General features: G+C 41.9%; 17 protein-coding genes. 15 read left to right on the top strand and 2 right to left on the bottom strand.

What is annotated here, in order from left to right; genetic code table 11:
- Positions 1-304: 304 nt before the first annotated feature.
- The 4 genes from HB631_RS10925 (at position 305) to HB631_RS10910 (ending at position 1,997) form a co-directional block, all read left to right on the top strand.
- Complete coding sequence (locus HB631_RS10925; protein WP_213991172.1) at positions 305-457, top strand: hypothetical protein; 153 nt, start codon at positions 305-307, stop codon at positions 455-457.
- A gap of 229 nt (positions 458-686) precedes the next feature.
- Positions 687-1,160 (top strand): hypothetical protein, encoded by a 474-nt coding sequence (locus HB631_RS10920; RefSeq protein WP_213991171.1) that lies wholly within the window; start codon positions 687-689, stop codon positions 1,158-1,160.
- A 167-nt stretch (positions 1,161-1,327) separates the two neighbouring features.
- Positions 1,328-1,699, top strand: a complete 372-nt coding sequence (locus HB631_RS10915; protein ID WP_213991170.1) for a type II toxin-antitoxin system RelE/ParE family toxin — start codon at positions 1,328-1,330, stop codon at positions 1,697-1,699.
- Between the two features lie 28 nt (positions 1,700-1,727).
- Positions 1,728-1,997, top strand: coding sequence for a DNA-binding transcriptional regulator (locus HB631_RS10910; RefSeq protein ID WP_213991221.1), 270 nt, complete (start codon positions 1,728-1,730; stop codon positions 1,995-1,997).
- 136 nt (positions 1,998-2,133) lie between these two features.
- Here HB631_RS10910 and HB631_RS10905 read toward each other — a convergent pair whose 3' ends face one another.
- A complete protein-coding gene (locus tag HB631_RS10905) occupies positions 2,134-2,790 on the bottom strand; it encodes a phosphatase PAP2 family protein (protein ID WP_213991169.1) in 657 nt (218 codons plus the stop codon).
- A gap of 250 nt (positions 2,791-3,040) precedes the next feature.
- Between HB631_RS10905 and udk the strand changes: the two genes are divergently transcribed.
- The 3 genes from udk (at position 3,041) to asmA (ending at position 6,224) form a co-directional block, all read left to right on the top strand.
- On the top strand, positions 3,041-3,682 hold the full coding sequence (gene udk, locus HB631_RS10900) for a uridine kinase (RefSeq protein ID WP_213991168.1): 642 nt from the start codon (positions 3,041-3,043) through the stop codon (positions 3,680-3,682).
- 73 nt (positions 3,683-3,755) lie between these two features.
- Positions 3,756-4,337, top strand: coding sequence for a dCTP deaminase (dcd, locus tag HB631_RS10895; RefSeq protein ID WP_213991167.1), 582 nt, complete (start codon positions 3,756-3,758; stop codon positions 4,335-4,337).
- A gap of 45 nt (positions 4,338-4,382) precedes the next feature.
- Complete coding sequence (asmA, locus tag HB631_RS10890; protein ID WP_213991166.1) at positions 4,383-6,224, top strand: outer membrane assembly protein AsmA; 1,842 nt, start codon at positions 4,383-4,385, stop codon at positions 6,222-6,224.
- Between the two features lie 52 nt (positions 6,225-6,276).
- Here asmA and HB631_RS10885 read toward each other — a convergent pair whose 3' ends face one another.
- Entirely contained in the window at positions 6,277-7,857 is a 1,581-nt protein-coding gene (locus HB631_RS10885) for a TerC family protein (protein WP_213991220.1), read from the bottom strand.
- A 1,233-nt stretch (positions 7,858-9,090) separates the two neighbouring features.
- Here HB631_RS10885 and HB631_RS10880 point away from each other — a divergent pair.
- The 8 genes from HB631_RS10880 to HB631_RS10845 all read left to right on the top strand — a co-directional run bounded on the left by HB631_RS10880 (position 9,091) and on the right by HB631_RS10845 (position 18,468).
- A complete protein-coding gene (locus HB631_RS10880; protein ID WP_213991165.1) occupies positions 9,091-10,218 on the top strand; it encodes a polysaccharide export protein in 1,128 nt (375 codons plus the stop codon).
- Positions 10,219-10,235: 17 nt separating this feature from the next.
- The gene (locus HB631_RS10875; protein WP_213991164.1) at positions 10,236-10,673 is read left to right on the top strand and encodes a protein tyrosine phosphatase; all 438 of its coding nucleotides are present in this window, start codon (positions 10,236-10,238) and stop codon (positions 10,671-10,673) included.
- A gap of 12 nt (positions 10,674-10,685) precedes the next feature.
- Positions 10,686-12,866 (top strand): tyrosine-protein kinase Wzc, encoded by a 2,181-nt coding sequence (gene wzc, locus HB631_RS10870; protein ID WP_213991163.1) that lies wholly within the window; start codon positions 10,686-10,688, stop codon positions 12,864-12,866.
- Positions 12,867-13,069: 203 nt separating this feature from the next.
- Positions 13,070-13,906 (top strand): glycosyltransferase, encoded by an 837-nt coding sequence (locus HB631_RS10865; RefSeq protein WP_213991162.1) that lies wholly within the window; start codon positions 13,070-13,072, stop codon positions 13,904-13,906.
- 127 nt (positions 13,907-14,033) lie between these two features.
- Complete coding sequence (locus HB631_RS10860) at positions 14,034-15,110, top strand: glycosyltransferase family 4 protein (RefSeq protein ID WP_213991161.1); 1,077 nt, start codon at positions 14,034-14,036, stop codon at positions 15,108-15,110.
- Complete coding sequence (locus tag HB631_RS10855; RefSeq protein ID WP_213991160.1) at positions 15,107-16,324, top strand: O-antigen ligase family protein; 1,218 nt, start codon at positions 15,107-15,109, stop codon at positions 16,322-16,324. The genes HB631_RS10860 and HB631_RS10855 overlap by 4 nt, the downstream gene beginning before the upstream one ends.
- Positions 16,317-17,330 (top strand): glycosyltransferase family 1 protein, encoded by a 1,014-nt coding sequence (locus HB631_RS10850; RefSeq protein ID WP_213991159.1) that lies wholly within the window; start codon positions 16,317-16,319, stop codon positions 17,328-17,330. Before HB631_RS10855 ends, HB631_RS10850 begins: the two co-directional genes overlap by 8 nt.
- Positions 17,317-18,468: a glycosyltransferase family 4 protein gene (locus HB631_RS10845; protein WP_213991158.1), complete on the top strand. Its 1,152-nt coding sequence runs from the start codon at positions 17,317-17,319 to the stop codon at positions 18,466-18,468. Before HB631_RS10850 ends, HB631_RS10845 begins: the two co-directional genes overlap by 14 nt.
- Positions 18,469-19,198 lie beyond the last annotated feature (730 nt).

Below are 19,198 nucleotides of genomic sequence, written 5' to 3'. Positions count from 1 at the left end.
CAATGATTGTGTTCAGTATCTCAATACTGGAAGTTAAACAAATTTTCACAAAAACGAGACGGAACGTGTTCAAAGGACCGGTGTTTATCCCAACCCGAATCAATAAGGCTAATGCCTTGTCTGGCCGGGACGAAGGTTTGCCTATGGCGCGTCGTCGGAAAAGTGACGCGGGTAAAAGCATATTCGATGCGCTGTTACCGCCCGAGGGTATATCTCTTGATCTTGAAACGAAGCGCGTGGCTATGCATAGTAGGCTGGCTGATTTTCGATAAATGCGTATCTGAACGATCCTGGAGGATAAAATATGGCAACCTTAGACGAACTGTTGGCGAAACGTACCCCAAAAAGCCGTAAGAGAATCGCCGCCCGGGCCGAAGAAATCCGGCGAGAAATCACTTTAGCCAAGATTCACGACGTTACATTGCCGAATGGGAAAAGCCTCGCATTTTATCAATAAACGGATTTTACATCGGCAAAACCCCTTGTGATTCAGTAACGTTGACGATATTGTTTGACTGCGCCTGAAATCCAGGCGTCGGGATTGGTCTCCTGAATACTACTCGTTGAAGACAAGAAGGCGCATCGGCGTCTTTTTGCCAGCGTCCGGCCCCGGCAGCGATCTCTAATCGCTTCCTTACCTCAACGGAGGGCTGTGATTATTTCAATTATTTTCTGGAGGCCACCTTATGGCTAATACCCCTATCCAAACGTATCAGCTAATCCCCCTTCCTTTCAGTTCCGCCACGGATTTCACTGTGCTTGCTGATTATTGCGAACATTACGCTGAATCGTTGCTGGAAAATAGCGATCCCGCACAGCGGCAGGGGCTTTGCTGTCGGCTGGCCGCTTGCCTTGATCTATTGCAACCTACTTTGGAAGATCCTATTCCGCCTCACCTGATAGATAGCCTGACCGTGGATGATCTTCCACTGACATCGCCCCGCTTCGAACCCGATTCAGACCTGCTATGCGGATATTGCCTGGTGCTGGTAAGGCTTTTAACTGAGCGGGTGGTGTTGCCGCAAATGGAGAAAATTCTCACGGGACTGCTGTTTGATCTGGTGAGCTATTTGGCGGATGAACTGCGGGCGCCGCGCTGGATACGAAACGACGATGGGGTGAAATTCATAGAAGAAACGGAGGGTTCTGGGGGGCGCTGAATGCCTTAAAAGCAAAAATCCTTTGATGGCGGATTGTATTGGCCGGCAAGGGATAACGCCTCATGCCGGTTTAAGATGAGTTAAATGCCGCATGGTCGCATGAGTGAGGGAACACCGGGTATGGAAAATCATGCCCGTTTCGGGTACAGTTTAGGAGTTGTGTTGGCATGAAGATTCACAAACATATAGATTTTGCACGATGGCAGTCAGGAGAAAAATTACCTAATGACGCCTTGTGCAAGGCAGTCAAAGAGATGGAAAACGGTCTGATTGATGCGGATCTGGGTGGTTTTCTCTATAAGAAGCGGGTAGCGCGTTCTGGTGGTGGCAAAAGCGGCGGCTACCGTACACTGCTATCAGCACGTATAGGTAATCACTATGTGTTTCTGCATGGGTACGCGAAGCACAACAAAGCGAACATCACCCAAGGCGAGAAAAAAGCGTTTCAATACTCAGGAAAGGTATTTCTGACTTTATCCGCGGACGAATTGTTTCAAGTAAAGCAGACTGGTGTGCTTTTGGAGGTAAATTGTGACTAGCAAGATAATTGAATCCCTACGCGAAGATATGGCCCTATTGTATAAAGTTGGCGCGATTGACAAGGTAACAATGCGCGGATTCGACGCGATCTGTCCTCCTCCAGTGAGGCAATTCAGCGCCGACGATATCAAACATTTACGCGAAAGTCTGAAATTCAGTCAATCTGTATTGGCGCATCACTTAAATACGACCGCCTCTACCGTGCGTAAATGGGAGCATGGCGATACTCACCCGGCCGGTCCGGCCCTTAAGCTGCTCAATATCATCGCGGACAAGGGCTTGCAAGCTATTATCTAATTTTCAATGGTGGGCTGTGCGGGGGCAACGAAAGGTGCGCCGTTATCCAGAGGCCGGTGAGGCCAAACCCGCTCAGCCCACCACCCGGCAAATTGGCATTTCCGGGCGGTAGAGAATAAATCACATCCAAAGGATATTATTGCGGGGTGATAAGAGAGGTATCCGGATCAAGACGGCCTTTGAGCAGGTCCGACCGCGTATACACATGCTGGATCGGCGCAATGGTCAGCGCGATGCGCTCCAACATGCCCTGGGTCGGCGCCTTTTTGCCCTGCACAACCAGCAGCAGGGGCAATAACAGCACCGCCGTCAGCTGGCCCGCCGAGAGATGATGGATGCGGGTCCCGCGGGAATACTGCATCAATAAAAACGAGGTGCTGATGGTAAAGCCCAGCGCCAGCCCGGCGATGACCTCGGAAACCGAATGGGCATGCAAAATGACCCGCGAAACGCCGATGGTCAGCGCCAGCAGATAACCGCAAGCCACCGCCCCTAGACGAACCCGCCGGGACGCCCGGCTGGCCAAAATCCAAATCATCACCGGCCAGATACTGGCGGACAACGCCGAATGACCGCTGAAGCCGGTAAAATCAAAGGTGCGGCTGCCGATGCCCCAGCCTAAAAATGCCAGCTTCGACACGATGACAATAGCGCCGGCCGTGCCGAACAGCAGCATCCACTGCAGGCTGGTACGACGGGTTTCCGCCTTCCAAAGCAGTAATGCGACGATGATTACCCCACAGGGCAGCAGCAGCATGCTATCGCCGAAAAAAGTCAGCCAATGCCAATTCATTCAATAGGACTCGGATTTTATAGGATATAGAGGAATGACCATGATTATACCTTACGCAATACTTTTTGTTTGCTCCAGCATGAATTATCTTAAATATGTGACTTCACTCGCTGCAAAGCACAAAATAAGTGCTCACCTCTAATGCAACGAACCGCTAACGCTGGCATCGTTTTCTCCATCACTCTATAATTGCCGCGTCAAACGCGCCGCAAACGCGTATCGCTTCTCTTTTTACCAGGCCATTAATTGTATGACTGACAAGTCCCACCAGTGCGTTATTATCGGCATTGCCGGCGCATCTGCCTCTGGAAAAAGTCTCATTGCCAGCACGTTGTACCGTGAATTGTGTGAACAGGTGGGTGACGAACATATCGGTATTATCCCTGAAGACAGCTATTATCAAGATCAAAGCCATATGATCATGAGCGAACGGGTGAAAACCAACTACGACCATCCCAGCTCCATGGATCATAATCTGCTCTTCCAGCATCTACAGATGCTGAAGGCCGGCAAGGCCATTGAAATGCCGGTGTACAGTTACCTGGAGCATACGCGCCGTCCCGAAACCCTTCATCTGGCGCCGAAAAAAGTGATTATCCTGGAAGGGATCCTGCTGCTCACCGACGTGCGCCTGCGAGAAGAGATGAATTTTTCCATCTTTGTCGACACCCCATTGGATATCTGTCTGCTGCGGCGTATGAAACGGGATGTCAATGAACGCGGACGATCCATGGACACGGTGATGGAGCAGTATCAGAAGACCGTACGCCCCATGTTTCTGCAATTTATCGAGCCTTCCAAGCAATATGCCGACATTATTGTACCCCGCGGAGGCAAAAATCGTATTGCCATCGATATACTGAAGGCCAAGATTTGTCAGTTTTTTGAATAAAACGCCGCACCCGCGCAACGTACGCCCGCGAGGATGACGGCCCCCTTTTTAGCGTCTTACGGAGAAACCCGCGATGAGACTGTGCGATCGTGACATTGAGGCCTGGCTGGATGACGGCCGGCTGGTAATTGACCCGCGTCCTCCCCAGGAACGGATCAGCGGCGCCACGGTGGACGTCCGGCTCGGCAATCAGTTCAGGGTATTTCAGGGACACAACGCGGCGTTTATCGATCTGAGCGGTCCCAAGGATGAAGTGACCGCGTCTCTGGATCTGGTGATGAGCGATGAAATCGTGCTGCCGGAAGGGGGCGCTTTCTATCTGCATCCCGCTGAACTGGCCCTGGCGGTCACCCTGGAATCCATAACGCTGCCGGATAATTTGCTGGGTTGGCTGGACGGTCGCTCGTCCCTGGCCCGGCTCGGTTTAATGGTGCATGTCACCGCCCATCGCATCGATCCCGGCTGGCGGGGTAGAATCGTGCTGGAGTTCTATAATTCAGGAAAGCTACCCCTGGCCTTGCGCCCCGGGATGTTGATTGGGGCATTGAGCTTCGAACCCTTAAGCGGTCCGGCCGCGCGTCCGTACAATCGCCGCGAGGACGCCAAATACCGTAATCAACAGGGAGCCGTTGCCAGCCGGATCGATAAGGATTAACCCGCCGGACGCAGGGTTAGGGCAGAGATAACAGATGGGGATTTCATGAAGAGATTATTGACTACGCTGGTCATACTGCTGGCGGTTCTGGTTGTCGGCATCACCGCGTTGGTGGTGCTGATCAACCCAAATGATTTTCGTCACTATATGGTTAGCAAGGTTAAACAGCGCAGCGGTTATGCCTTGGAGCTGGACGGCGACCTTCGCTGGCATGTGTGGCCGCAGCTCAGCATCCTTGCCGGGCATATGACGCTTACCGCGCCGGGCGCCGGCGTACCGGTGGTGAGCGCGGAAAATATGCGTCTCGATGTCGAGCTTTGGCCGCTGTTGTCCCATCAGCTCGCCATTAAACAGGTTTTACTGAAAGGGGCGGTCATCACCATCACCCCCGACAGCGCGGCCCGGCGGCCGGAAAACGCCCCCGTTGCGCCGGCCGGCACTCCGCCGCCGGATAGCCAACCGGGTTGGTCTTATGACATCGCCAGCCTGAAACTCACCGACAGCCTGATGGTCTGGCAAAAGCAGCCCAACGAACAGATCAACCTACGCGATCTTAACCTGGATGTGGAACAGAGCGCCACGCGCCAGGCCGACATCACCTTTTCAAGCCGAATCAACCGCGACCAGCGGGATTTGACGGTGGCCCTCAAAGGCAATGTGGATTTAAGCCATTATCCGCGTCAGATGACCGCACGCCTCGACAGCGTTAACTACCAATTGCAGGGTTCCGGGCTGACGGCGGCAGGGATCAAAGGTGTGGGCACACTAAACGCAGATTATTCCCGCACCAACCAGACGCTGGAAATCAGTAATCTCACTCTCAGCGCCAATGACAGCCACCTCTTGGGCCAGGCCAGCGCCAAGATGGATACGGTGCCGGTTTATCAACTGGATCTGAATGCGCAGCATCTGAACCTGGATAACCTGATGGGTTATAACCCGAATAACCCGGCCGACAATAACGGCCAGGCCGCCGACCATCAAAATAATGGCCGGCCGATCATTGTCTCCGCAGTGGAGGTCCATAATCCGTCATTCCTCAATGGATTCAACGGTCAGCTTAGTCTGACGGCGGATCAGGTCATCTATCACGGTTTGAACATCACAGGTTTCAAAACCCAGGCGGATAATCGCCACGGCCACCTGGCGCTCAATACCCTGAGCGGTAAATTGGGGGAAGGGGAGTTCAGCCTGCCGGGCACCGTCGATACCACCGGACCGCAGCCCAAATTCGAACTGCATCCCGATATCAAACGCATCGCGCTCGGACCTTTGATGCAAGCCTTCGCGCTGCCGCAGACCCTTACCGGGCTGCTGTCGGTGGAAGGACAAATCACCGGCCAGACATTCACCGCCCGTGATTTTGCGCAGAACTGGCAGGGTTCCGGTCATATGGCCCTGGATAATGCCCACTTGGAAGGGCTGAATATCCAGCAACTGATCCAGCGGGCGGTCACGCACAGCAATAGCAGCGTCAGCGCGGAGCAACGCACGGAAAACTACTCTGAAGTGAAACAGCTGACCGCCCAGGCCACCTTGGACCACGGCAACCTGCGGCTGGATAACCTGGCGGGAGACTCCGAAGTGCTGGCTCTCAGCGGCAACGGTACGCTCAATCTGCCGGGCCGCCAGTGCGACGTAAACCTGAATATCAGGGTCCTGAAAGGCTGGCAGGGCGATCCGCAAACGGTGGCCGCCCTGATAGCCACGCCGATCCCGCTGCGCGTCTACGGCCCCTGGGATGCTCTCAGCTACCAGCTGCACGTGGATCAGCTTATTCGCAAACAGCTTGAGGATGAGGTGAAGCGCCGCCTCAACGAGTGGGCGCAGAAAAACCAGAATCACCCGCAGAATAAGAATATCCAGAAGCTGCTGGAGAAGCTTTAATCTTTTCCGCCTGAATCGTCCGGCTATCGGGCGATTCAAGCGTGGTCAGATGTCAAACCTCATACTCCGTTTCCCTCATCGGGGTAATCAGCACTTTCAGGATCCGGTGGCTCTCCACGTCCAGTATCTCAAACAGGTAATTATCGATGCGAATCCGGTCTCCCACTTGGGGAATGGTTTGGCTATGCTCCATCAATAATCCCGCCAGGGTGTGATACTCCCGCCGCTCAGCCAGGGAAATATCGATATACCCCGCCAAATCCTCCAGCGGCAGGTAACCGTTGACAATCAGCGTGCCGTCATCGTGCTGTTGAATATCATGGCGTGGATCGATATCCTCGTTTTCCAGCGGCAAATTGCCGGCAATGGTTTCCATAATATCGCTCAGGGTAATAATCCCTTCCACCGAACCGAACTCATCCACGATAAACGCAAAATGGGTATGGGCCTCACGGAACTGCTCAAGGGCCAGCAACAGCGACAACTGCTCATGAAACACCAGCGGTTGTCGGATCAGGGAGCGGATATCTAGAGGCTCCTGGCGAAGCTGCTGAGTCAATAGATCAATCACATGCACCACCCCAAGCGGCTCGTTGGCAGCCGAATCCTCGGTGATCACCAGCCGGGTATGCTGGTTATTTTCCAGCAAAAAAACGATCTTATCCGACGGGTCTCGCAAATCGATATGTTCAATATCATGGCGCGAGGTCATCACGCTGCTGACGGTGCGCTGGGCCATGCCCAGCACCCGCTCAATCATGCGCCGCTCCTGCTCGTTGAACACTTCCTGCCCGTCCCCTTCGTTATCGGCGATTAACGAAGACGACTGGGGATCCAGCTCCGCTTCTTCATGTTTACCGTTCAGCATACGCAATACCGCCTCGGCGGTGCGCTTGCGCAACGGCACCGAGGAAGATAAAAAGCGTCGCCGATTAAACTGCGCCAGCTGATTAAGGCATTCTATTCCAATGGAGAAACCGATGGCGGCATACAAATACCCTTTAGGGATGTAGTAGCCGAATCCATCGGCCACCAGGCTAAAGCCTATCATCAGCAGAAAGCTCAAACAGAGGATAACAATGGTGGGATGAGCATTGATAAAGCGGGTCAGGGCTTTGCTGGCCAGCATCATCACGCCGATGGCTATTACTACTGCAACCATCATCACCGCCAGGTGATCCACCATGCCCACGGCGGTAATCACCGAATCCAGGGAAAACACCGCATCCAGGATAACGATCTGCGCCACCACCGGCCAGAATTTCGCCCCCTTGCGTTCGGATTCCGAATCTTCATCACTGCCTTCCAGCCGGTCATTCAGCTCCATGGTGGCTTTGAAGATCAAAAATATCCCGCCGGCCAGCATAATCAGATCCCGCGGGCTAAAGGGGTGACCCAGGGTGGTAAACAGGGGAGATGTCAGGGAGACCAGCCACGACATGGACGCCAGCAGCAACAAACGCATCAACAGCGCCAGGGCCAATCCCACTATCCTGGCGCGATCGCGCTGACCCGCGGGCAGCTTCTCCGCCAGAATGGCGATAAACACCAGATTGTCGATGCCTAACACCAGCTCCAACACTATCAGGGTTGCCAGTCCGGCCCATATTGTCGGATCAGCGATCCAGTCCATCATCGGCGATTTACCTTATGTATTAGCAGCTCAGTAGGGAATGATGGGAGTTAACCGGCTAAAACTCAACAGAAGCTTAACTAAAAATAACGGGTGTTTTTTAACCAATTCTGAACCCTGTTAACGGTAAATGACAAAAACATTAATTTAAGTAATTAATTTGTAACTGCCATCAATTAAATACATTTTAATGTTATGCATATTAACTATTATGGGCTTGAATTAATCCTATTGGGTTGTGGTTTTCAGTCCGCCTGTCGCCAGAAGGGCAGCAGCGATAAGTTTTATTTATTTCTCATAGGGATCGCACTTATTTGTTCCCCTTTTAGGTGTCAAAACGCCAAGTTGCGACCAGGGGTAAAACCGAAACGGGTAGTCTTATTCCTAAAACGCGGGACAGGGGACAGGGAAACCTTGTAAAGAGTTAATTAATAATTAGTATAACAATGAAGAGGCATATGTTGTGCCAATAGTGTCTTTTTGGGTAAAAAAACACCGGGGAACTACGGTTTTGTGACTAAGCTAACACTGGTTATCAAGCCCCAGCTAAGCAAAGCACCCGGAACTTGTATAGATTTCAGGCAAATAATGAAGTGCAGTGCATTGGTAGCTACAAGCCAAGGGCGGTAGCGTGTCTGGCAAAAAAACAGGCATAACAACACGTACCAGGTCTTTAACTGGCTGAACCATAATCGTTCGACACTATTTTAGTGACGAAACCTATCCAATGTGTCACGTACTGCATCAACAACTAGTGACACATCCTATTTTAGTGACTCTATGAGTTATTGCGCTAAATGCTCCTCATTAAGTTATGTCGCATACTATCGGCCTCTGCGGCAAAACCTTTAGCCAAAAAAAGATTTTTTTTAAATAAAATTCGGTGTGAAATTTTGGTCAATATTTAACCAAAAAAGTAAAATTAAGCAGCTTTTTGCCCACGTCAAAGGCCCCTGTTAATGCTGGGTCCGGCTGTGATATGAAATAGGTGCGTAATGTTAAGTTTTATAGTTGTATTCTTAGGCTATATTTGCTCAAGTAGTTCTAACTTTACTGTGAATGACATTTTAAGAGATGTGAGGCGATGACGCGGATCAACGCTTGCAAGTGGAGTACCTTGACCTATAGCGCGATGTTTTGGGACCTTTTTGGCATTAACCCCCTTTCGGAAGGCGGTATCAAAGACATGGATACGCTTTTTAGCCGAGCAACAACGAGAGTGACGATAACTCAATGATGAAAACAAAACTTAAGTTGATGCCGCTTTTGGTGTCTATAAGCTTGATCAGTGGCTGTACGGTGGTTCCAGGTTCAAATTTGACCTTGAGTGGTAAAGAAGTGATAAAACAGGATGATTCAAATTATGACATTGGTCATTTTGTGAATGTATTTGCCATGTCCCCTGCACTTCTAGAGCAAATGAGACCAAAAGAAATCATTGCCCAAAACAATGTTGAGCTTGAACACGAGCTCCAAAATTATGTATATAAAATTGGCATTGGGGACGTTTTGAGCATTACAGTTTATGATCATCCTGAATTGACTACTCCGGCAGGTACTTACCGTAGTGCGTCAGATGCGGGTAATTGGGTGAGTTCTGATGGAACGATATTCTATCCCTATATAGGTAAGGTTCAAGTAGTAAATAGAACAATTTCGGAAGTCCGCAATGAAATAAGTAGCAGGTTAGCTCAATATATTGAAAGCCCTCAAGTTGATGTTACTGTTGCTGCGTTCCGTTCACAAAAAGCATACATTACTGGAGAGGTCCAGAAGTCTGGACAGCTGCCCATTACAAATGTGCCTTTAACGATTATTGACGCGATCAACATAGCTGGGGGATTAACCGATAATGCTGATTTGCGAAATAGTGTACTGACACATGATGGTAAAGAACAAACAATTTCATTGCAAGCTCTGATGAAAAATGGTGATCTCTCGCAAAATCATCTACTTTATCCAAACGACATTCTTTATGTACCAAGAAATGATGATCTAAAGGTTTTTGTTATGGGTGAGGTTACAAAACAGACGACCCTCAAAATGGACAGAAGCGGAATGACATTGACTGAAGCTTTAGGAAATGCTCAAGGTCTCGATCAAACGACTTCTGATGCTACAGGAATATTTGTTATACGTTCGCTGCATGGTAAACAGGGCACAGGTAAAATTGCTAATGTTTATCAATTAGATCTATCCGATGCGACGGCTCTCATATTAGCTAATGAGTTTCAATTACAACCATATGATATAGTGTATGTTACCACTGCACCAGTAACACGTTGGAATAGAGTCATAAATCAATTGATACCGACAATAAGCGGTGCCAAAAATATAAGCGATTCAAAGTCAGATTTCTGAGCCAATTGGTGATGTTAATGGTCGAAAAAATATTAGTTGTGTGCATGGGAAATATTTGTCGCTCACCCACTGGAGAATTTATTTTAAAACATCTATTGCCAAATAAAATAATCACATCTGCTGGGATTTCGGCTTTAGTAAATCATACAGCAGATAGTAAAGCAATTTTAGCAGCAAAAGCACACAGCATCAATATAGAGCATCATAAAGGTAGACAACTGACCCAGAAGTTGTGCACAGGCAACGACCTTATACTAGTAATGGAAAAAAAACATATTGAGGCCGTATATAATATTGCTCCAGAGTCAAGAGGTAGGGTTATGCTTTTTGGTCATTGGCTTAAGCAAGTCGACATTCCAGACCCATATCGCAAAAGTGACGAAATGTTTGAGCTTGTGTATGGTCTTATAAATGATTCCGCCCACCAATGGGCGAAAATGCTAACTCAAAAATAATCAGGGACCAGAATGTCTGAGAAAATTAAAACTTCATATATTTCTACCGATAGCAAAGATGAAATTGATCTCGGCAAATTGATAGGAATGTTACTCGATTATCGGTGGATAATAATAAGCATAATATCGCTGTGTCTAATAATAGGGATTGTATATATTCTATTTGCTACACCAATATATAAGGCAGATGCGCTGGTGCAGGTGGAACCTAGTGTTGGTAATAGCCTAATGTCTGATTTAGCGAATGTTTTACCAAGTGCACAACCAAGTTCTGATGCGGAAATCGAATTAGTTCAATCACGAATGGTATTAGGTAAGACGGTTAAAGAATTAAATTTAGATTTATCTATCCGGCAAAAATATTTTCCTGTGATTGGTGAAGGTTGGGCACGAATCATAGGAAAAGAGCCAGCTGTGCTCAACATCAATGAACTATCAATACCAGAAAATTATTTTAATGAAGATTTGATTATTACGATTGGAAATAACGGAAATTATAATTTTTATGATAAAGATCATAAAATTTTACTTTCAGGAAAAATCGGAGAACTTAATACAAAAAATAGTATCTCTTTACAAGTTAAAAATACTACAGCTGAATCTGGAACATCTTTCATTATACGTAAAACATCACTTTTGTCCGCCATTAATACATTAAGACAGCAGCTTACTGTTATGGATGTTGGTAAGGATACCGGCGTATTGACGTTAACATTGACAGGTCAAGATTCTGATTTGATAGAAAACATATTAAATGAAATAACAACAAACTATTTATTTCAAAACATTGAAAGAAAGTCTGAAGAAGCTGAAAAAAGCTTGATATTTCTTAAAACACAATTACCTCAAGTACGGTCTGCTTTAGATGCTGACGAAGACAAATTAAACCAGTACAGGCAACAAAAAGACTCAGTAGATTTATCATTGGAAGCTAAATCTTTACTCGATTCAATTGTTAATATTGATACTCAATTGAATGAATTGACATTTAAAGAAGCTGAAGTTTCGAAATTATATACTAAAGAACATCCAGCTTATAGAACGCTAATTGAACAAAGACAAATTTTGGAGGACGAAAAGGCAAACCTTAATAAACAAATTAATGCTATGCCAAAAACTCAACAAGAAATATTGAGATTGACAAGAGATGTAGAATCTGGTCAAGCTGTGTATATGCAACTCCTTAACAAGCAACAAGAATTAAGTATTTCTAAAGCAAGTACCGTCGGAAATGTGAGAATAATTGATACGGCAAAAACATTACCTGGAATTGTACGTCCGCAAAAATTGCTGATTGTTCTTTTATCATTAATAGCCGGAATAATTATTTCTTTAGGTTATGTAATCCTCAAATCAATGCTCAATAAGGGAATTGAAAACCCAGCAATACTTGAACAAAACGGTATAAGTGTCTATGCAAGTATACCTCTTTCCATATGGCAGCAAGAAAAGGACCATGCTATCTTCAGAAAAGATAAAAAAGGTAATATAAGAAAGGAAATACATAGAGAACTTCTGGCAACCGGAAATCCTGGGGATTTGGCGGTAGAAGCAATCCGTAGTTTGAGGACGAGCTTACATTTCGCAATGCTTGAGGCAAAGAATAATATTCTTATGATTTCCGGGGCAAGTCCGTCAATAGGAAAGACATTTGTTTGTACAAACCTTGCTGTAGTTGTGGCCCAAGCCGGGAAAAAAGTACTCGTGATTGATGGTGATATGCGAAAAGGATATATTCATAATATATTTGGGTTAAAAAATGACAATGGGCTTTCAGATATTTTGTCTGAACAATGCAGTATTGAGGAATCAATCAAAGCAACGGATGTATCTGATGTCGACGTGATTACGAGAGGTAAAGTACCGCCTAACCCTTCAGAACTTATCATGGGAGCTGGTTTTGAAGCACTGATTGAATCAGTGAAAGCAAGGTATGATATGATTTTGATTGACACACCACCAATACTTGCTGTAACCGATGGTGCTATTGTGGGAAGGCATGCGGGTACGTCTCTAATGGTTGCACGTTATGCGGTAAATACCTTAAAAGAAATTGAAGTTAGCATCAATCGTTTCAATCAGAATGGGGTGGAAATTAAAGGGGTAATAATAAATTCAGTGATGAAGAAAGCGAGCGATTATTATAATGAATATGGATATTATGAATATAAATACCAATCAGTCGAACGATAATTAACAGTCGAGCAATAATTAAAAAATTATAGATAAATATCAAAGTTATATTTTTTGTTAATTAAAAATATATGTTTTGGAAGAAAATAAGTATCTTATCAATACAACCAATTATTAGCTTGTTATGGCCAAAGCTTTCAACATTATTACCGACAGAGCGATTGGTTATGACTCACCAAAATGGATCTTAATTGAGACAAAATATGACCAAAAAATTGGTATCAGTTTATATAGCTACCCATAATAGGGCTAAACTCCTAGAAAGAGCCATAAATTCAGTCATCAATCAAGATTATCAGTATATTGAGATACTGATATGTGATGATGGCTCAACGGATGATACTGTTGAACTAGCCGCTGACTATGCTAATAAATTCGGGAATATAATTTATCTTCGTAATGAAATTGCTCAAGGCGCCTGTTCAGCAAGAAATCTAGGAATTAATAATGCCAACGGCGAATTCATAACGGGGCTTGATGATGATGATGAATTTTGTGTTGATAGGATAAGTAAATTTGTCACTTTCTTCGAGAGAAATAACTATAGTTTTTTATCGTCTGGAATAATTTATGATTATGGAAAACATAAAAAGGAAGGATACACTCAAAAAGGTGAAATTAAGTTAGATAAGCTTCTTTACAACAATATTGTAGGTAGTCAAGTTTTTACGAAAACAAGTACTCTAAGGAATATCGGTGGTTTCGATGAATCATTCAAAGCTTGGCAGGACTATGATACTTGGATAAGACTAAGTCTAAATTATGGTGTTGGATTTAATATAGGAAATGCGACATATGTACAGCACCTTGAGCATGAGTACGGTAGGATCACCACAAGTAATAAACTTGATATAGGGTATAACCAATTTCTAAAAAAACACAAAAGTCTCTTGAATGAAAAAAATAAAAAAAGTTTGTATGTTAATTATAAAATGGCAAAAGGTGAAGCCCTTACATTATCAGAGCTTTATAAATATATGTATTTGGGGAATCTTGTTAGTTTATCGAAATTTCAGATAAAAAAATATCTATATAATTAACAATAATATTTATTGATAAAACCGTGGTTGTTTGATAGTGGGTTATAACAAAATATACTGTTCATTATAATAAATTATAGTGAATAACTTTATTTATAGAATTTTTGACAAAAAAAAGATAAGTTCAATGAAGAAACTTCTAGAGATAAAAGCTATAGCTATATTTACATCGTCAATATTGGGTGGACATGAACTGATGGCTTTGGCTCATATAAATCGGTTCAGAAAAAAAAAGCTTCATATTGAGATTTCAATACCAAGTAATAATAAGCAATTGCATAATTACTGTATGGAAAATAATATTGAATTTCAGACACATGACATCAATCATTCTAAATTGGAAATTTTACATACTTTTTTAGATATTCCTAAATTAATCAAAACCAAAAAATTTATTAATACGTTAATTTATAAGTATGATAAAATAGTTATAATTCAAGGCGATATTGAAATCGGCTCGAATTTTTTAAAAATGTCAAACCGACAGGGTATAAACGTAATATCTTATTTGCCTTATGCGCACAGTTTCAAATCTATGGGTTCAAAACTCGGTTATTTGAAAGACAAATTAAGCAAACTTGTTTATAGATATTGTGAAAACTACATAACTATCTCAGAATGTTTTAAAAACGATATTTTTCTATTACAACCCAAAGCTAAAATAAAGGTGTTAAAAAACTTCGTTGATAGCGTCCCAATATCGGAAATACGTGGGGTTGGATATAGGCTTGAAAAAAAACAGAATTCCTTTAACATATTAATGCCAGGAAGAATTAGTTTTCGTCAAAAAGGGCAGGATATATTAGTAAAGGCCTTGTGTAAAATTAAACATGACAATGTAAATGTCTTTTTTGTAGGTAGCGGACCTGATGAAAAAAAATTGAAAGAATTAGTTAAACAGTTACCAAAGAAAATCAATTCAATTTTTGTAGGTTGGAAATCAAATCTCTGGGAAGATGCAAATGATAAAGATATAGTTGTTATTCCATCACAATATGAGGGGGTTCCGCTGGTTATGTTGGAAGCATTAAAACGGAATATTCCCGTTATAGCAGCTCGCAGGGATGGAATGAAAGATTACTTATCTTCCGATTATACTTATATTGGCAAGAATAATGATAAAGAGTCGGAATCTCAAGCTTTAGCGGAAAAAATAGATGAGTTTATAGCGGTTTATTATTCTCAAAATAAAGAAGAGAGATGATGATATTTATACATGCAAAAAAAAATTTTACAATATCAAGCACACTTCTATTTTTAACGGCTATTGCTTGCCAATTAACTGACGTAACATTTGGTCCAGTTAAGGTATGGGAGTTGATGGCGATAATCATTTTCCCCTTGTTTACACGTAAAATAGAAACACGTTTTTTTATTTTTATAACTGTATTTGTCTTGTTTTTAATTTTATCGATGATCAAGGCCTCGTATACTGATATTTTTTATTTTGATTATGGTGGTTTAAAAAGCAAATATATAATATCGATTGTTAGATTTATAGAATTGATGTTATGCATTATAGTTGCAAGCGTCCCCTTCAATTTAGCCAGAATATATAATATTAGTTTAGATATTATGGTTAGGAGATTTATAAATTATAATATTATATTCACTCTGGCAATCCTTTTTTTATTCATAGCTGATTTCACCTTAGGAACAAATGTTGTCTCATATGGACCCTCTCATCGGCTCAGAGCATTTTACGTGGAAGGAGGGCCATACGGGTTATTTCTAAGCACACTTTTTTTTCTTGAGGCAATCTTCTTTAAACGGAAAATATTTTATGCAATTCTTCTAGTGGCATTATTTTTGACGCAATCAAAAGCTGGGTTTGCTTCACTAGCAGTTTTTTTCTTTTTGATAGTAGTATACAAATACCCCTTATTGAGAAGCTTTACAAGGCCACGCAATATATTTAGGTTTCTCACTATGGTGATAGTTGGGATAGCTTTTGGAGCATTTATACTCTTAAAAGTGAGTGAAGGTTATATAAATGAATTAAATAACATTTCCGAGTCACTTAACGAACGTGGTGATGATCCATCATTAGTTATGGGCCGAATAGCAGCTACATATATTGGGCCCAATATAATTTTAGATAATCCTTATGTTGGTGTTGGACTGGGTGCCTATTCTCTCGTAAGAAATGATCCACAATATAGAGGGCCTTTCCCAGTAGTATCTACATGGGATCTTACTGGCCTGGGTGGCTTTTTTAATTTATTAATAGAAAATGGAAGTATAGGTTTAATTCTTTTTATTTTGGCAATTTGGAAATATTTTGAATTTAAAGGGCAGCATTTGATTTTTGCAATATTGTTTATTATTCCCTTTATTTTTGGTGCGCAATTATACATGGTCTATCCCTGGTTTTACTTAGGTTTTTATAGTTTATATAGGCGTGAGCATTATGAATAAAAAAATTGTTTTTGATAATAGATGGCAGGGATTTGGAGGTATAGGAACTTTTTCTAATGAAATATTTAAAATTGCAAAATATAAAAGCGCAAATTTTGCAGGTGATCCTATATCTCCCTTAGATCCTTTTAAAACTTCAATAAAGATACCTTTTGTTCCTGCAGACTTTATTTTTTTTCCTGGATATATACCTCCTTTTTTTTCATCTAAACCTTATGCCTTTACCATTCATGATTTGAATCATCTTGACAGACCAGAAAATTCAAGCATTTTAAAAAAATTATTTTACAATTTATTTATTAAACGTGGTTGCAAAAAAGCACAACTTATATTTACTGTCTCAGACTTTTCAAGACAAAAAATCATATCATGGGCGGGTATCGATCCAAATAAAATCGTCAATGTTGGGAATGGGGTGTCACCAGCATTTAATCTAAAAGTGACTCTACATCGCTTTGAATATGACTATGTATTATGTGTAAGTAATAGAAAAATTCACAAAAATGAACAAAGGACAATCTGCGCCTTTGTCGAGGCCAATCTTCCAAATGGAATTAAGCTTGTATTTACTGGTGAGAAAACTGAGGAGCTTGAACTATTAATAAATGAATTAGATGCAGAAGACAAAGTTGTATTTACAGGTTTTGTTAAAGAAGATGAGCTTCCGGCCTTATATAAAGGAGCTTTAGTATTGATTTTTGTATCACTATATGAGGGATTCGGTTTGCCGGTCATTGAAGCCATGGCATGTGGTACGCCGGTAATAACATCTAATACAAGTTCATTACCTGAAATTGCAGGAGATGCAGCAATTTTAGTTGATCCTGAAGATACTAAAGAAATAGCGTTATCTTTAAACCGAGTTATTGACGATGATGTTTTAAGGGCTACAATGATAAAAAAAGGAATAAAGCAAGCTGAAAAATTTACTTGGGATATAACTGCCAAGAAAATTGAAACTTCAATCGAACAAGTCTTATTTGGAATTAAAAATGGAAGAAATTAATTTAGCATTGGTTGCTGACTGGCTTATAACTTATGGTGGCGGCGAAAAAGTATTAAGTGAACTATTAAAAATATTTCCTAATTCAGAGCTTTATTCTGTGATTGACTTTTTGTCTAATACTGACAGAGAAAAACTTCAAGGAAGAAGAGCTAATACAACGTATATTCAAAAATTTCCGTTTGTAAAGACAAAATACAAAATGTATTTACCATTTATGCCTTTAGCGATAGAACAGCTAGATATGTCAGAATATAATGTCATTTTATCTTCAAGCCATGCTGTTGCGAAGGGTGTGATTACAGGTCCAGATCAATTACATATAAGCTATGTACATTCACCTATCAGATATGCATGGGATCTTCAACATCAATATTTAACAGAATCAAATTTGCAAAGAGGGTTGAAGAGCTTATTAGCGAAATATTTTTTACATAAATTGAGGATTTGGGACTATCGCACAGTCAATAGTGTTGACCATTTTATTGCCAATTCCCAGTTTATTGCGCGACGCATATGGAAAATTTATGGAAGGGTTGCTGATGTTATCTATCCGCCTGTAAATGTAGATAGATTCAACCTTTATGAAAAGAAGGAAGAATTTTATCTAACAGCCTCCAGAATGGTGCCATACAAAAAAATGGATTTGATTGTATCAACGTTTGCAAAACTGCCTGATAAAAAACTAGTAGTTATTGGGGATGGCCCAGAGATGCAAAAAATTAAAAAAATTGCAACTAAGAATGTGGAAATTTTAGGTTATCAATCCGATGATATACTCACAGATTACATGAAAAAAGCCAAAGCATTTATTTTTGCTGCAGAAGAAGATTTCGGTATATCCCCCGTTGAAGCTCAAGCTTGTGGGACCCCTGTGATTGCATATGGTAAGGGTGGAGCCCTTGAAACTATTAGACCGATAGGAGTTGAACGACCAACCGGCATTTTTTTTGCTAAACAAACGAATGAATCGTTGGCGAAAGCAATTAATTTCTTTATTGAGAATGAATGCAAAATTTTAGCAATTGATTGCAGGCAAAACGCTATGAAATTTTCTGAAGAAAGATTCCATCATGAGATAAAAGATTATATTGAAAATAAATGGAATTTATTTCAAGACTCCAAAAAAATAAAGTATTAAGCATTTTTAACGAGAAGGTATTTCCCATAAGAATTTTACATATCAAATGAGATATTGTTATTGAAAATTTTACCGCATGTGAGTTTGGTCGCTTGAAAAATGTAAGTAAAAAAATCAACTTGGAGAGTGTTTATTAAATTCTAGAAATTTCCTAATATTAACTTCATAATTAAACAAAATTGATTTGAAGTTATCACCAGGTAAAGTTTTTTTAATTTTTATGAATTATCAACTTTTGAATCATTTTAAAAGTTTAATTATCAATAAATATACAGTTAGTACAATATCATTTTCTTATAAAAACTAATTAATTACCAGGTTATCATAATGCATACGAGGATTATATGAATTTTCAGAATAGAATTTTTTATTGGAAGTATGGTATATCCCCAGTTATAATGAAAAACTCTATTTTCAATAACCATAGAGTTTGTTCAACATGCATCTAAGGATATTTGCTAAAAATTTTAAGAACTTGGGCACAGATTTTAAGTGTTTTGCTTTGCAGAATAGATGTATCACCATAATTAAGCCAAAAAATAATTATGTAGGAATAAATAATAATCTGTTAGATACGTCTACTCGTTTTATAAAATAAAATATTTGAATTCATTTGAGTCTTACTAGTTTTTTCTTCATATCAGATATATTTTCTTTACTGCGATAATTGGTATACTAAATTTTAAACGCTCCTATTTATGGAGATAAATAAATTGTTTTATCTTGAAAA

The organism is Sodalis sp. dw_96, assembly GCF_018449575.1.
Taxonomy (GTDB): Bacteria; Pseudomonadota; Gammaproteobacteria; order Enterobacterales; family Enterobacteriaceae; genus Acerihabitans.
This window is presented reverse-complemented; position numbering and strand designations above follow the sequence as displayed.

Excerpts from the sequence above, each read along its gene's own strand:
- wzc (WP_213991163.1), top strand. The coding sequence starts at position 10,686 with ATGTCTGAGAAAATTAAAACTTCATATATTTCTACCGATAGCAAAGAT.
- asmA (WP_213991166.1), top strand. The coding sequence starts at position 4,383 with ATGAAGAGATTATTGACTACGCTGGTCATACTGCTGGCGGTTCTGGTT.
- HB631_RS10875 (WP_213991164.1), top strand. The coding sequence starts at position 10,236 with ATGGTCGAAAAAATATTAGTTGTGTGCATGGGAAATATTTGTCGCTCA.
- udk (WP_213991168.1), top strand. The coding sequence starts at position 3,041 with ATGACTGACAAGTCCCACCAGTGCGTTATTATCGGCATTGCCGGCGCA.
- HB631_RS10845 (WP_213991158.1), top strand. The coding sequence starts at position 17,317 with ATGGAAGAAATTAATTTAGCATTGGTTGCTGACTGGCTTATAACTTAT.
- dcd (WP_213991167.1), top strand. The coding sequence starts at position 3,756 with ATGAGACTGTGCGATCGTGACATTGAGGCCTGGCTGGATGACGGCCGG.
- HB631_RS10865 (WP_213991162.1), top strand. The coding sequence starts at position 13,070 with ATGACCAAAAAATTGGTATCAGTTTATATAGCTACCCATAATAGGGCT.
- HB631_RS10850 (WP_213991159.1), top strand. The coding sequence starts at position 16,317 with ATGAATAAAAAAATTGTTTTTGATAATAGATGGCAGGGATTTGGAGGT.
- HB631_RS10880 (WP_213991165.1), top strand. The coding sequence starts at position 9,091 with ATGATGAAAACAAAACTTAAGTTGATGCCGCTTTTGGTGTCTATAAGC.
- HB631_RS10905 (WP_213991169.1), bottom strand. The coding sequence starts at position 2,790 with ATGAATTGGCATTGGCTGACTTTTTTCGGCGATAGCATGCTGCTGCTG.
- HB631_RS10860 (WP_213991161.1), top strand. The coding sequence starts at position 14,034 with ATGAAGAAACTTCTAGAGATAAAAGCTATAGCTATATTTACATCGTCA.
- HB631_RS10855 (WP_213991160.1), top strand. The coding sequence starts at position 15,107 with ATGATGATATTTATACATGCAAAAAAAAATTTTACAATATCAAGCACA.
- HB631_RS10915 (WP_213991170.1), top strand. The coding sequence starts at position 1,328 with ATGAAGATTCACAAACATATAGATTTTGCACGATGGCAGTCAGGAGAA.
- HB631_RS10920 (WP_213991171.1), top strand. The coding sequence starts at position 687 with ATGGCTAATACCCCTATCCAAACGTATCAGCTAATCCCCCTTCCTTTC.
- HB631_RS10885 (WP_213991220.1), bottom strand. The coding sequence starts at position 7,857 with ATGGACTGGATCGCTGATCCGACAATATGGGCCGGACTGGCAACCCTG.
- HB631_RS10910 (WP_213991221.1), top strand. The coding sequence starts at position 1,728 with ATGGCCCTATTGTATAAAGTTGGCGCGATTGACAAGGTAACAATGCGC.
- HB631_RS10925 (WP_213991172.1), top strand. The coding sequence starts at position 305 with ATGGCAACCTTAGACGAACTGTTGGCGAAACGTACCCCAAAAAGCCGT.